Source organism: Pseudomonas deceptionensis (assembly GCF_900106095.1).
Taxonomy (GTDB): domain Bacteria; phylum Pseudomonadota; class Gammaproteobacteria; order Pseudomonadales; family Pseudomonadaceae; genus Aquipseudomonas; species Aquipseudomonas deceptionensis.
This window is the reverse complement of record NZ_FNUD01000002.1, coordinates 1,959,659-1,974,213: the sequence shown is the minus strand read 5'-3', so window position 1 is coordinate 1,974,213 and position 14,555 is coordinate 1,959,659. Positions and strand designations below refer to the sequence as shown.

Sequence of the window (14,555 nt, the reverse complement as noted above, 5' to 3'; positions counted from 1 at the left end):
ATCTGATTCTGAAAGCGGCCCTGGGCGCTGGCGTAGTGATCATTCTGGCGATGCTGGCCAAGACCAAAAACTACTACATCGCAGGGCTTGTACCGCTGTTCCCTACCTTTGCCCTGATTGCGCACTACATCGTCGGCAAAGGGCGCTCGCTGGACGACCTGAAAACCACCATCGTCTTCGGCATGTGGTCGATCATTCCCTATTTTGTGTACCTGGCGGCCCTGTACCTGCTGGTGGACCGCATGCGGCTCGAAGCTTCATTGGCTCTGGCCGCCGTTGCGTGGCTGATGGCCGCCACGGTGCTGGTCAGCGTGTGGGTGCGATTGCACTGAACGCGGCTTCCCTCCCCCAACCCTTTCCCACCGGGAGAGGGTGGAGGAGAGCCTTTTTAGAACTTGTAACTCACCGCCGTCTGCACCGCCCCCTGATTCACATCGCCCTGTTCCCGGACGATGCTGCTGTCTGCGGCCGAACCCACCAGGTGAGTCCAGCTGGCACTGGTCTCCAACGACCAGTGTTCAGACACCGGAAAATCGAAGCTCTGGGTCAGTGTCACGTTCTGAAAACCACCGTTGGCATGGTAGGACGAGATCCCCGAAGCCTGGGACTCACGGGCACTGACCCCGAAAAAGGTCGAGGTCTGGCGACCATCCGCAAAGTGCACCGCCAACTGGCTGCTACCGATAATGCCCAGCCCCGACGGGTACCCCAACTCCCCGCCGACCTGCCCCAGCACCCCGCCCTGCCCGCCTGCGCCGCCCATGGCCTGGCCCAGTTGCGCGTACACGCGCCAGTAATCGGCCGGGCTGTACTGCACAAAGCCGCCGAGCTGCGCCATGTCTGATACATCCCGCAGCCCGCGCAGCGAGCCATTGGCATTGCGCCCGGGCAGATAGTTGATAAACGGCCCGGCACTCCAGCCATCGACTTTCAGTGCGCTCCAGGTCAGGCCGTCATCGGTATCAAGACTGACATCGCCCCAGTCCATGTCGACATAGGGCAACGGCACCGTCTGATAACGGCTGCCACTCGGATCGTAGGACTGATAGCCAATACCGACGCCCACTTTGCCCGTGGGGCCATCCGCAGCCTGCGCGCCAGCACCGACTCCCAGCAATGAGAGCAGCAAAAACACACAGCCCGGATTTTTCATGACAAGGGTTCCATTGAAGTTCATGCGCGCATGAACCTCCTTTTCGAGCCGTCGACGCAAGCACTGATGTTGTTTGTAGCAAGCTACAAAAATTGTAGCTTCAGCCCTCAAGCCTCACTGCGATGTCGCGCCAAAGCCCCGGCCCGCGGGGCTTTTCTTAGTTGGCACACTCCATGCTCTGTCCTGTTCCATGCGCAAAGTGCGCGTCTCCTCAACAGGACAATGCAGATGATGCAATGGCATATCGTGTGTGATTTCGACGGGACCATTACCCGCACCGACGTCATCGACAACATTCTTCAACGCTTCGCGGACCCCAGCTGGGAAGCGATCGAAGATCAATGGTTGCAGGGTGAGATCGGTTCGCGTGAATGCCTGAGCCGCCAGCTAGCGCTGGTCAAAGCTTCGCCAGCCGAGTTGCTGGCCTATTTCGACACCATTGAAATCGACCCCGATTTTCCGGATTTCGTTGACCACGTGATTGGCCTCGGCGCCTCGATCGAAGTCGTCAGTGACGGCATCGAGCAAGGCATCGCCCGCATCCTGGCCCGCAACTACGTGAGCCTGTTGCCGATCCTTGCCAACCGTCTGCGTCAGGTCGACCAGAACAGCTGGCGCATCGACTTCCCGTATTCCAGCGATGCCTGCCGGGCCGCCTCCGGCAACTGCAAATGCAAATCCACCCCCGGCGGCAAACGCGTGCTGGTGATTGGCGATGGCCGCTCCGACATGTGCGTAGCCGCCGGCGCCGACTTCGTGTTCGCCAAAGACAGCCTCGCCGAACACTGTGAACGCAACGGCATTCCTTATGCCCGCTTCGACTCGTTCTCTGAACTCCCGGCACTGCTTGCCAAGCTGTCGAGCAACGCCGCCAACGCTCCCAACTATTCTCGTGAACAGCAGGAACTCTTCAACCATGTCTGATATCCGAATCGCTACACCTGAAGACCAGATTCTCCTGGAAAAAGAAGCCAAGTACTGCTCATACGGCGACACCGTTCACTACATCGAACCACCACGTATTTTCAGCCGCTGCGAAGGTTCCTACGTGTGGGACACCGAAGACCAGGCCTACCTCGATCTGCAAATGTGGTACTCGGCGGTCAACTTCGGTTACTCCAACCCACGTTTGAACAACGCGCTGAAACAACAGATCGACACCCTGCCGCAAATCGCCAGCCAGTACCTGCACAAGGGCAAGATCGAGCTGTCGGAACGCATCGCGGTCGACGCCAAAAACAAGTTTGGCCTGGACGGGCGTGTGCACTTCAACGTGGGCGGTTCGCAGTCCATCGAAGACTCATTGAAAGTGGTGCGTAACGCCACCAACGGCAAAAGCCTGATGTTCGCCTTCGAAGGCGGCTACCACGGCCGCACCCTCGGCGCCTCGTCGATCACTTCCAGCTACCGCTATCGCCGCCGCTACGGCCACTTTGGCGAACGCGCCAACTTCATCCCGTTCCCGTATCACTTCCGCGGCCCCAAAGGCATGACCAAGGAAGAGTACGGAAGCCACTGCGTGCAGCAATTCGCCCGTCTGTTCGAGACGGAATACAACGGCGTGTGGGACCCGAAAGTCGGCCAGAGCGAATACGCCGCGTTTTACGTCGAGCCGATCCAGGGCACCGGCGGCTACGTGATCCCGCCGATGAACTTTTACAGCGAACTCAAACACGTGCTGGATCAGCACGGCATCTTGATGGTGGTCGACGAAATCCAGATGGGCTTCTGGCGCACCGGCAAGCTGTGGTCGATTGAGCACTTCGACGTCAAACCCGACGTGATCGTGTTCGGCAAGGCGCTGACCAACGGCCTCAACCCGCTGGGCGGCATCTGGGCACGTGAAGAGCTGATCAACCCGAAAATCTTCCCGCCGGGTTCGACCCACTCCACCTTTGCCTCCAACCCGCTGGGCACGGCGGTGGGCCTGGAAATGTTCAAGATGACCAGCGAGGTCGACTACGGCGCGATGGTCATGGCCAAGGGCAAGTACTTCCTGGACGGCCTGCAGGACCTGCAAAAACGCTACCCGATCATTGGCGACGTTGACGGCTTGGGCCTGGCGCTGCGCTGCGAAATCTGCGGCCCGGACGGCTTCACCCCGGACAAGGCCACCCTGGACTTCATGGTCGAAGAAGGCATGAAGGGCGACATCGAAATCGACGGCAAGCGTCTGGGTCTGATTCTGGACGTGGGCGGCTACTACAAGAACGTCATCACCCTGGCCCCGTCACTGGAAATCAGCTACGCCGAAATCGACCTGGGCATCGCCCTGCTCGACCGCCTGTTGCAGCGAGCGATGAAACGTTGAACGGGGCAGAGATCGATCTGGGCGAAGGCAGCTCCGGTTTCGTTCTCGGCACGGGTGAGGTCGCGGTGTTGTTGATCCACGGCCTCACCGGCACCCCGACGGAGTTGCGTCGGGTGGCCCAGGGGCTGGCCAGGGACGGGACGTGCACGGTGTACGTTCCCACTCTGGCCGGCCATTGCGGTGACAACAGCGACTTGCAAGCCACCGGCTGGCAAGACTGGTACGAGGGGGTGCGTAAAACCTTCGTCGGCATACGTGAGCGTCACCGGCAGGTGTTCGTCGGCGGGCTGTCGATGGGCGCGGTGATGTCCATGTACGTGGCCTCGGAGCACCCGGGGCAAGTCACCGGTTTGTTGATGTACTCCACCACCCTGCGCTACGACGGCTGGAGCATCAACAAGCTGGCGTTCCTGAGCCCCCTGCTCATGAAAATCCCGTTTGGCGTCCACCTGTGCAGCTTTGAGGAGAAGCCGCCCTATGGCATCAAAAACGAACGTTTGCGGGCCATTGTCGAACGGCAGATGAAAGCCGGCGAGAGCGGTAATGCCGGGCTGTTGACCATGGCCGGCGTGTCAGTGCGTGAACTGCACCGGATGAACGCCGTGGTGAAAAAACGCATGCCGTCGATCACCACACAGGCTCTGGTCGTGCACTCCATCGAAGACGACATCACCAGCCGCTGGAACGCCGATTACGTCGAGCGTCATCTCGGCGGGCCGGTGACCAAAGTGCTGCTCGACAACTGCTATCACATGATCACGGTCGACCTTCAATACCGCCGCGTGATTGAACTGAGTGACGCATTCATCAAGAAAAACAGCACCGTCCCACAGGTCCTTGAAGCTTATTCCTAGCGTGCTCATGCGGGCCAAACTATTCTTGCGTCTCGACCGCCCTCATCCTGCCCTGACCGCTGCGATAAGCGAGTATTAATGCCGATCACGCCTGACACACCGCGCCCGTCCCAAACGTTTAAAGTGTCGCGCTGGACCGTGCAGCGCAAGTTGGTGCTGGCGTTCTGGCTCGTCAGCGTGATCCCCACCATGATCGCGGCCGAACTGGCCGCGACCACCCTGTCACAGATTTTCGACAGCAACGTGCGGGTCTGGCTGCAGGAGTCGACCAAAATCGTCAAGGACGAAATCAGCGAAGTCCTCCGGGACAATGCCCGGGTCGCCAAGTTGTTCCTGCAATACACACACCCGCCATCTTCCGACCGTGCCATACGGCATGACCGACTGACCGCCGACATTGCGGACGCGATGGGCATCGACGTAGTGGCGCTGATTCGTGACAGTGATCACAAGGTGGTGTTCAGCACCGCCAGCGACAACATCGTCGACCAGATCAGCCTGGCACCCAACGCGGTGTTGCAGACGATCAACGTTGGCGGCGTGCCCACCGGCACCGTGGTTTCGACCTTTGCGACCAGCCAGGACGGGGTCGATTACCAACTGCTGGTCGCCACGTACATGGACAGCAGCTTCCTGACCAGCGTGGCCGACGTCCACTCCCTCGACCTGCGCCTGTACCTGTCCAACAGCACCGGGTTTGCCGAGATTTTCTCCAGCCAGCGCTTCGAGGACCGCCAGCCCACCGTGCCCCCTGCCATCGAGCAGATCCTGCGCGACACCAAGCAGCCCAGCGAGCAATTCACCAGCCGCTATAGCGGTTTGTACTGGCCGATCCTCAACGACACCGGCGAGCTGCAAGGCGTGATCTACAGCGGCTTGCTGCGCCATACCAGCCTGGTGGGGCTGGTCAACCAGACCAACTTGTTCGCGCTGATTTTCCTGCTGGGCTCGCTGCTGTCGCTGACGGTCGGCTGGCTGGTGTCCGAGCGCCTGACCCGCCCGCTGCGCGGGCTGTCTGCTGGCGTGCGCGCCGTGACCGCAGGGGATTACAGCCAACGCGTGGCCGTGTACGGGCACGATGAGCTGGCCGAGCTGAGCAGCACCTTCAACCACATGACGGCGCGCCTGGGCGAGCTGCATCACCTCGAAGCCCAACTGCGTCGACGCGACCGCCTGCATGCGCTGGGCGAAGTGGCCATGGGCCTGGCCCACGAAATCCGCAACCCGCTGGGCATCATCAAAACCGCCACCCAATTGCTGCACCGCCGTGCGGACCTGGGCGAAACCGACAAACGCCATCTGGAATACGTGGTCAGTGAAGTCACCCGTATCAATGACCTGATCACCGAGTTTCTCGACTTCGCCAAACCCAGCGCCCCGGTGCGGGCACTGCAGCCGGCGCGACCATTGGTTGAGGAGATTCTGGGCTTCTGCAAACCGGAGCTGGAAAACCACAACATCGATGCCCACATTGACGACCAGGCCCCCGGCGCCATGCTGTATGCCGATGCCGGGCAGTTGAAGCAAGCCTGTCTGAACCTGATCGTCAATGCCATCGACGCTATGCCTGAAGGCGGGTGCCTGACCGTGCGCATTGCACGCGAAGACAACTACACCGTGATTGGCATTGCCGACACCGGCCAGGGGATTGCGCCCGACATGATGGAGCGTATCTTCACACCGTTTGTGACGACCAAAGCCTCGGGCACGGGGTTGGGGCTGGCCAAGGTCTTTTCGATCATGGACAGCCACGACGGACGCATCGAATGCATCAGCGAAATAGACGCCGGTGCCACTTTCAACCTGTACATCCCGGCCCACGGAGGGGATCAGTCATGAGTCATAACGTGCTGGTGGTCGACGACGAACCCAAGCTCTGCGACCTGCTCACTTCGGCACTGAGCCAGAACGAGGTGCAAGTGTTCACCGCGGGCAACGGCCTGCAGGCCCTGGCGATCCTGGAGCAGGAAGATATCGACCTGGTGATCAGCGACTGGCGCATGCCCGGCATGGACGGCCCGCAGTTGCTGGCCGAGGTCAAACAGCGCTACCCGCAGCTGCCGGTCATCGTGATGACCGCCTACAGCACGGTGAAAAACGCCGTGCAGTCCATGCGTAACGGTGCCTACGACTACATTGCCAAACCCTTTGATATCGACGAGCTGGACATCACCGTCAACAAGGCCCTGCAGTTTCGCGACATCCTGCGCGACAACGCACGCCTGCGGGCCGAACTGGACGAACACCAGCACATCGACAGCCTGATTGGCGACAGCCCCAGCTTTCGTCGCGTTCTGCAAGCCATCGATTCGGTGCGCGACAGCAACGCCACCATCCTGCTGACCGGCGAAAGCGGTACGGGAAAAGAGATGGTCGCCCGTGCCATCCACAAACACGGCAGCCGGGCCGACAAGCCCTTTGTCGCGGTCAACTGTGCCGCGATCCCGGAGGGGCTGCTTGAAAGCGAGATGTTTGGTCACCGCAAAGGCGCGTTTACCGGCGCGGTAACCGATCGCGTCGGGCGCTTTATGCAGGCCGACAAAGGCACGCTGTTTCTCGATGAAGTGGGCGATATGCCTCTGGCGTTACAGGCCAAGATCCTGCGCGCGCTGCAAGAGCGGGTGATTGAGCCCGTGGGTGATCCACGAGAGCGCAAGGTCGATGTGCGGGTCATCGCGGCCACCCACAAAAACCTGCTGGAGGCGGTGGCCAACAAAGAGTTTCGCGAGGATTTGTACTACCGCCTGAACGTGTTTCCGATCCCGCTGCCCGCCTTGCGCGAGCGCGTGGAAGACATCACCCCGCTGGCACGGCACTTTGCCCATATCCTGGGCGCCACCGCGGGGAAACGCATCACCGGCTTCAGCCCCGGCGCCCTGCAGGCAATGGCCGACTACAGTTGGCCGGGCAATATCCGCGAACTGCAAAACTGTGTCGAACGCGCAACCATCGTGGCCACCAGCAGCACCATCCAGGACAGCGACCTGCCGCCCTACTTGTTTACCGCCCAGCCGCTGCAACGCAGCCACCTGCTGACCCCGGAAAACAGCGTGCCGCCTGATCTGGAGGCGGCACTGGCCAAGGTCGAAAGAGACTGCATCCTTGCCGCACTGCAACAAGCCCAAGGCGTCCAGGCCGCCGCCGCCCAGCTGATTGGTATTTCAGAACGCAGCTTTTGGTATCGCCTGAAAAAGCTCGACATCCATGTCGATAAAATTGTCAGGTAACACCAAAAGCCTGCGCGCGCCCTTGCCCGGTTAACGGATCGTGTAACTCACATGCAGAATAATGTCGTTCAAACTGAGCAACATCGCCCGCTGGCTGCCTTGAGCATTCGGGAACACCAGTGAAAACTCCCCTTGGTCGACTGGCAAGCCTTCAAACGGCAGGTATTGCCCATCGTTGAAGTCCAGCATGAATTGCCCGCTGTCATCCAGACCATGGGACAACGCCACCGCATTGCAGCCATTGGCCAACTGATGGGAACTGTTGTAACGCAACACGGCCTGTACGTTTTCGTATGGCCCCAACAGGGCTGGCAGCGACACGCTGAGGGTTTTGATCAAACGGCGGCCCCCAAGGTTAAGGTGGGCGGGATAGTCGTCCAGAATATTCAGACTCACCAGCTGGAAGGTCACGACCAGGTTATTGTCGCTGTCCAGAACCGCCCCTGCCGACTGTTCTGTTTTTTCACGGTCCACGACGGCCAGGCTATCAGGCGTCAACAACTGCCTGATGATGTCGATCAGCTGCGGGTCGAGGGTGCGTAACGAAGCTGTTTTACGCACCTGCAACGCACGCTGGTCCCAGCTCAGGTAAGCCGCTTCCATTTGCTGCAGGCTCAGTAACTGGCTTTCGCCGGCCAGCAGCCCTTGGTACAGATCGCTCCAGTTGCCGGGACGCAGGTAGTTGCGATTGTCCTGGGTTTCCCAGCGCAAGCTGGTCTGAGCCTGTGTACACAGGGCCGACACTGTATCGTAGAGCTGATAGTACAAAGTGGACATACGCGCAGCCTGCCAGTTGAACAGTGCCTGGCCGGTGAAGCGGGTGTTCAGCACTTCCAGCACTGCATCGCTGTAGGCCTGTTCCGTTTCAGTTTGTTGGCGTTGTTTTTCAGCCATTGCGATTTGTTCGTTGAGCGACGCGATCTGGGTGATCATCATCTCGCCCTCACGCCGCGCCTGATCACGCTGCAAGTCCCAGTCTTGAAGCCGACGACGATACTGCTCGGAGCTGTCCAGCTTGACGGCCTCGCCCTGCTTCGCATTTGAAGTCAGACGTAACACATCACTGAACGCATCGACCAGACCGCCCACTTCCCCCCATCCGACGGCCATCCCCGCGACATTGGGCAGCAGATTAAGCCCCCCGGCGGTAAGGCGCAGCACGCCAGAGGTGGTTTCAAGAAAGACAGCCTCACTGCGCAAGTCCATTGCCCGCTGTTCACTGGCGGAAATATTCTCCGCATACAACTTATCGTAATGTTGCTGGCGCGCCAGGGTCGCGGCCTGGGTGCCTTGCAGGCCGGCCAGGGAATGCCGCAACGAGGCCAGATTGGCCGCATGGGCTTCGCCCATCAGGGCCAGCAAGCCGCCTTGCTGGGTTTGTTGCAACACGTTCAACGCATCGGCGTCGCGCCGCTCCAGCACGCCTTGCAGGTTGGCGCCGAACTGGATCACCTGCTGCACGGCATTGCGCGCACGCTCCAGCAACACCATAAAGCGTTGCGGCCACAGTGCCGGGGTGCCCCCGGCCTGCATGCCACCCGCGCCGTCGCCAGCCAGACGTGCCAGCTGCAGCGCTTTGGGGTCCATGGGCGTCTCGAACAATTCCAGCGACAGCGGATGACCATCAATGGACAGATGACGACGCAGGTTGTAGAGGCGCCCTTCAAAACGATCCCAGTAAGCCAGCACCGCACTGTCGACCGGAGGCCGGAACGGCCCGTTGACCACCGCGATCTGCCGTGGCGAAGCGGGTGGCAGCAGCGCTGTATCCTCCTCAACCAATTGCTCCAGCTCCAGCAAGCGCAGGTTGGACGCGGTACTGGCAGCGTCAAGCGTCGGTGCACTCCACGCCAGCGCCAGCGGCAGCTCCGGACGCTTGCCGAGCAATTGCAGGGCTTGCACGTACCACATTTTGGCCTCGCTCAAGCTGTCGCGGGTTTGCTGGCGATACAGCTGGTCACCACGTGCCGCCAACAGCTCCAGCTCGCGCAAAAACACAGCCAACTTGTAGTTCATGGGATCGGCAGTGGCGATCACGTCCGGGTCATCGGTGTCGACCGGAGATGAGGGCCCCCACGTCACATCATCCTGCAGCGGCCGTACATTGCAGTAGCGTGGCTTAGAGCTGCTCATTTGCAGTACGCCGGCGGCGTTTCGATAACCCGCCGGATCGAACAGGCGCTTGAACCAGCGGTCGGCTTCATCGAAGCGCTGTTCAGCCAGCAGACGGTTGGCAATCAAGAATGGCGCGTGGAAGAACAGTTCCCAGGTATACAGACCTACCCCGCCCTCGAAGCTGATTTGGCGATTGATTGTTTCCCCTGCGTACCCAGCCGGATCGATAAACATCTGCTGCACATCCCACGACAGCAGGGCATCTACCCCCACCAGCATTTTTTGTTCCAGCAAGGGTCCAGCCAGTGTGGTGAGCACGAATTCTTTACGGCTGCCAGGGTTGGTGTAGAGCATTTGGGTGCGGCCAGCGCTATCGAAGGCGGTAGGAATCCATAATTGTGCACCGGTGGCGATGTTGGTAATGAGTGCTGGAACACCGGGGCTGCTCCTGACCATAGACACGTCAAAACTCATTGCAGGAAAACGAAAAGCTACACTGTAAGATGTGTCTTTCACGAACTCTGAAAATGAAAAAGGTGTGTTGATCACACGATTTGTTGTAGAAGGGCCTTGAACATTAAAACCCCACCCTTCCAATATCTCCCCCGACTTTTTAAAGAGAACAGTGGACGATTCCGTATACCCTGCAGTTGCCTGCGCACCGATAGTGAGGGTGAGCGATCCGCTACTATTAGTGAACCTGAAATTTGAATAAGTGCAACTTACTCCTCCTCCTTTGGAAGACGTACAGGTAAAGGGGCTTGTTATCGAGTAGGCGGCAGGTGGTGTGGGCGCTTGATAATTCAAGGGCTGCAGCACCGCAATATCCATATAGCTAGAGAACATCTTGGCTTTATAAACAGCGTTGATTGTCACGTTATTGCCGATTGCATCTGACATCTGCAGCAAGTTATTGAAGCGGTACAGATGAATTCCGGTAGCCGAATCAATAAACACACCCAATTTTGGCACACTGTTTTGTGCGGTCTCCCGCAATTCTGCCGCAAACACGCGGGTCGGACTAATGGTCAGTGGCCAACTGCGCAGGCTCCATTGCCCACTGGGCCGCAGAGTCGCAATCTGCAGTTCCTGCACCCTCGTTGCTTGAGCTTCAGTGACCCCGTTGTTATCGGTTGCCGTGCCGCCGGCGGAATACTCATGCAGGCACACGACATGCAAGCGATTGGAAAAGTACACAATCGACGGCACGGTGTTTGGCATCGGTTGCAGCGGCGCATCAATCTTTAGCCATTGGCTCCACGATGCCGTATTGCGCACTTTGGCATTGGAGCCATGATCGGTTTTTTCGGCCCGACGCCAATAAAATTCACCGGGTGTGCCGGGAATGCTGCCCAGGAAATACGCCACGCCTTGCTGATCAGCCGGTTCGACCTGATAACCACTGTCATAACGAATATCCAGTACTTTGCGCAGGCCACTCACATACTGGGTAAAGGCCTGTTCGACACGCGCTTCGGTGATTCGGCCCTGGTTGATTGCGGTTTCCAGCTCTTCAAACAACTGAGTCTTGCTGTACCGCAACTCGGGATCGATATAACTCGCCGGGTAATACATCAGCCGTTGCAGGCCCGCCCAGGAAGCATAACGTTTGTTATAGGCGTTCCAGCGACTGAAATAACCGGTCTCGCTTGAGGCTTGCTGCATCGCGATCAAATCCAGACTCGGCTCCAGCTGTTCGCGGCAGCGGTGCAGATACAACTGGGCACTGGCCACGGCTTCGGCAATGCGGCTGGTCTTGATCTGCCCGGACACCTTCGGATCGAGCAGCAGGTATTCGTAGAGGTCCTCGGCGGTCTTGATCCTGTCCGCCACAGTGCCCAGGCCCCGTTGGGGGATTACATGCTTGAGGTAATAAGGCACCAGAGCATCACGCCGGGATTGGTTCAGACCGGCCAGCAGCTTCTCGTTCATAGCGGTTTCTCCCGGGTTAGCCGTGTGCAGCGGCAATGATTTTGGCGGCGATCACTGCGAGCGTGGCCTGATCAACAAGGTCTGTTTCAGTCAACTTGGCGACCCAGGACAGGTCCGTCGGGGACAGGCCAAGGCGCTGGCTTAATTGCATTTTTTGCAGCAAGGGCAACAGCGCCGCAAAACTGCGTGGCACGCCGTAGCTCATCAACACCAGGGTTTGCGTCAGGTCCCAGCCATGCAGGTCGCTGATCTGTTGCGCAGCCACTTCCGGCGTCAGTGCCGGATCCTGCGCTGCCGCACGCAGCAGGAATTTTCGAGCCTCAGCCACCTCGGCGACCAACACCCGTTGCCACTTGCGATAGCGTGACAGCAGCAGTAACAACTCCAGGGTCAAGGCCGGGGCATTCATTTCGCCGGTCAGCGCTGAAGACATGCCTGCGCCTGCGGGCAGCAGCACGTCCAGATCCTGCTCACCCAACTGGGACCAATGGCAGACCTGGGCAAACTGACGCATCAGATAGGCGTATTGCACCGCTTGGGGCAGCGCATCCAGCGTGACCGTGCCCTGGCCAACACGCTCGATGTCTGCCCAGAAGCTCAGCAGGTTGTAGCCTTGCAGGGTCGGCGCCATTTGCCCGGCCACTGCGTCGACCCAAATCAGGGCGGCAGTGGCAATGTTGGGTTTGAGGTTAAACTCGGCGCCGATATGGCGCGCCAGTTGGGTGCGCAGCACAGCGTCTTCAGTCGCCTGGCGCGCAGCTTCGACCACTGCGCGACCGGTCAGGGTGCTGTAGATATTTGCGATAAAGACCTGTAGCTCGGGCGTGCTCTGCACGGGGTAGCTCCGGCTGGTAAGGGCCATGAGCTGCGCTGCGCTGAGCTCGGTGCTGTGCATCCAGTCCACCAGATAGCCGGTGCGTATCAACACACCCAGGGCGACCTGGTTGGGCTGTGGCTGGGCCAGTGCCCGCACAATGGCATCAGGCTCGGCCATCAAATCCCAGAAATGCAAAGCCTCAACCACACTCAGGCCAAACACCCGAGGCATCGCTACCAGCCGGTAGAGCGCCGAGATCTGCTCCAACCCCAGCAACGGCAACACCTTGTTGTTAGCGTCCATGTCAGGCAGAAACTGGGCCAGCACGATCAAGGTGGCATCGTCGATTTTCAGCCCTTGGCACAGCCGGGCCCGTGCGCTCAGGGAAGGCTGGTTTTGGGTGGCTTGCTGAAAGTCGATATTGGTCTGACCGATCAGGTCCTGATCGCCAAACAAGGTGGTGTAAAACGAAGACTTGCCAGCGCCATGAAAGGTATTGAGTGCGCCGAGGCAGGCGGCAAAACTGTCTACCGTCATGGCATAGCGTTGGCGCAGTGGCATATAGACCGCCAGCGCTTGCAGAGGCTGGGTCAGGGGGTGAACGGTAATGTTGTCGCTGGCTTGGCAAACCAGCCAGTCCAGCTCCTCGAAAGACAGCTGCTTCACATGGCGGTGTAAGCGAAAGATGCGGTTAAGGCGTTCAAAAGCGCGGCCATTGCGGTTGTACAAGCCACTTTCGCCAGGGCTGTTACCCGGCGCCGGTACCAGATGACCGACGGCCGCACCTACATACCAGTACAAGGGTTTGGCCGGGCTCTGAGTACCGTCTGTCCAGCCATTGATATAGCGGGCACCGTAGGCTTGGGGCAAAACAATTGTGGTAGCCGAGAGGTTGTAGAAAGGCCCGCTTCCGAGCGCTGAAACGATGACCTCCACTGGAGCCTGAAGCGCTGCCTGCAGGCTTGAGGCATATTCCATCTCGTTCAATTTCGTCAAACCAAAATATTGCATAACACCGGCCTCGGTGGTGTTTTGCACTTCGGTCAAGATGCTCGCCAACTGCGGTGACATCCCCAGTGAGTCCCGCGCATAGTTAGCTGGCATCCTGCTGGCCCACCCAAGCAGATTGTCCTCCCGTTTCAACGCCTGGCCTTCGAAATCACCCAGCACCGACCAGAGTTGCGCCGGGCTGCTTTTGCGAGCGGCCATCCCCTGCAGGATCTGCTCACTGGCATGGTTGTAAGGCAGGTTCATCGGATACACCGTGGTGCGCAGCAACGCGTCAACATCCCCTGTAACCCCGGCCTCCAGCACTTCAAGGGTCAGTGCCAGGGTGCTGACTTCTTCATTCAGGTTGGCGTCGTTCAAGAGCAGCGGGCCCAGATCAGGCCGTCGCTGATTCAACTGCAGACCGCTGCTGGTGGGATGCAGGGGCTTGGCGGCGCGATACAGGTCAGTCAGATAGCTGGCCGGGGAGAACAACGAACCCACCGAGTCTGGATGGGCGAACCCGGAGGCGCTGGCTTGCTTGAACCAGGCCTCATAATTGCCACTACTGCCAATAGAGCGATGTATCACATCGGGGTCTTCGGGCGGTTCGAGTTTGGCGAGGGCCTGCAAGGCCGGCTCGCTACGCGCACACAATTGGGCATAAAGCCGGGTCAGTCCGGCGGCACGGGCTTGAGCCTGGTCAAACAGGTCATCCACTTGCACGGGGTCCATGATTTGCGGAGTCCGGCTGAGTATTTTTGCCCGCACCAGCGCGGGACCATCGCGCATCAGCTCGAACACGGAATCAAAACCGAGCTCGGTGATCCGTTCGCGAAGCACGCGCAAGGCTTCGCGTTCAGCCGCGTAGCCTTCGGACTCTTGGTCCACCGGAGGCTCATCGCCTATCGGAGGCTTATCGTCAATGGGCGGATCATCACCTACCGGTATGACCTCTGGAGGTGGCTCCTCATCAGGCGGGGGCTCGCCTGCCTCAAAGAGTTGCGACTCATCCACCACAGTGCTGGGCGACAGGCCGTCGCCCGGGTCGACACTGACTTGCCTGGTGTTAGATTTCCCGGGAGTTTTTTTGTTCGCCATGACCATAACCTCAAGCTGGTTACATCCGCATTGACAGGGAACACCCCAGCTATCCGCC

General features: G+C 59.4%; 9 protein-coding genes. 6 read left to right on the top strand and 3 right to left on the bottom strand.

Features of this window, described 5'->3' with window-relative positions; genetic code table 11:
* The first annotated feature begins 5 nt into the window (after positions 1-5).
* Entirely contained in the window at positions 6-332 is a 327-nt protein-coding gene (locus BLW11_RS08965; protein ID WP_173426992.1) for a GlpM family protein, read from the top strand.
* Positions 333-388: 56 nt separating this feature from the next.
* Here BLW11_RS08965 and BLW11_RS08960 read toward each other — a convergent pair whose 3' ends face one another.
* Positions 389-1,153 carry a MipA/OmpV family protein gene (locus tag BLW11_RS08960; protein WP_048359525.1) on the bottom strand — a complete coding sequence of 255 codons (765 nt, stop codon included), beginning with the start codon at positions 1,151-1,153 and terminating at the stop codon, positions 389-391.
* A gap of 228 nt (positions 1,154-1,381) precedes the next feature.
* Here BLW11_RS08960 and BLW11_RS08955 point away from each other — a divergent pair, with 228 nt between their 5' ends.
* From BLW11_RS08955 to BLW11_RS08935, 5 genes are all read left to right on the top strand, one after another.
* Positions 1,382-2,077: an MtnX-like HAD-IB family phosphatase gene (locus BLW11_RS08955; RefSeq protein ID WP_048359047.1), complete on the top strand. Its 696-nt coding sequence runs from the start codon at positions 1,382-1,384 to the stop codon at positions 2,075-2,077.
* Positions 2,070-3,464 (top strand): aspartate aminotransferase family protein, encoded by a 1,395-nt coding sequence (locus BLW11_RS08950; RefSeq protein WP_048359048.1) that lies wholly within the window; start codon positions 2,070-2,072, stop codon positions 3,462-3,464. Before BLW11_RS08955 ends, BLW11_RS08950 begins: the two co-directional genes overlap by 8 nt.
* A complete protein-coding gene (locus tag BLW11_RS08945) occupies positions 3,461-4,318 on the top strand; it encodes an alpha/beta hydrolase (RefSeq protein WP_048359049.1) in 858 nt (285 codons plus the stop codon). The genes BLW11_RS08950 and BLW11_RS08945 overlap by 4 nt, the downstream gene beginning before the upstream one ends.
* Before the next feature lie 78 nt (positions 4,319-4,396).
* Entirely contained in the window at positions 4,397-6,157 is a 1,761-nt protein-coding gene (locus BLW11_RS08940) for a sensor histidine kinase (protein WP_048359050.1), read from the top strand.
* Entirely contained in the window at positions 6,154-7,545 is a 1,392-nt protein-coding gene (locus BLW11_RS08935; protein WP_048359051.1) for a sigma-54-dependent transcriptional regulator, read from the top strand. The genes BLW11_RS08940 and BLW11_RS08935 overlap by 4 nt, the downstream gene beginning before the upstream one ends.
* Positions 7,546-7,575: 30 nt before the next feature.
* Here the strand turns inward: BLW11_RS08935 and BLW11_RS08930 are convergent, their stop codons facing one another.
* Both BLW11_RS08930 and BLW11_RS08925 read right to left on the bottom strand, forming a co-directional pair.
* Entirely contained in the window at positions 7,576-11,592 is a 4,017-nt protein-coding gene (locus tag BLW11_RS08930; RefSeq protein WP_053069525.1) for a Tc toxin subunit A-related protein, read from the bottom strand.
* Positions 11,593-11,608: 16 nt separating this feature from the next.
* Positions 11,609-14,497, bottom strand: a complete 2,889-nt coding sequence (locus BLW11_RS08925; protein WP_074836747.1) for a Tc toxin subunit A — start codon at positions 14,495-14,497, stop codon at positions 11,609-11,611.
* Positions 14,498-14,555 lie beyond the last annotated feature (58 nt).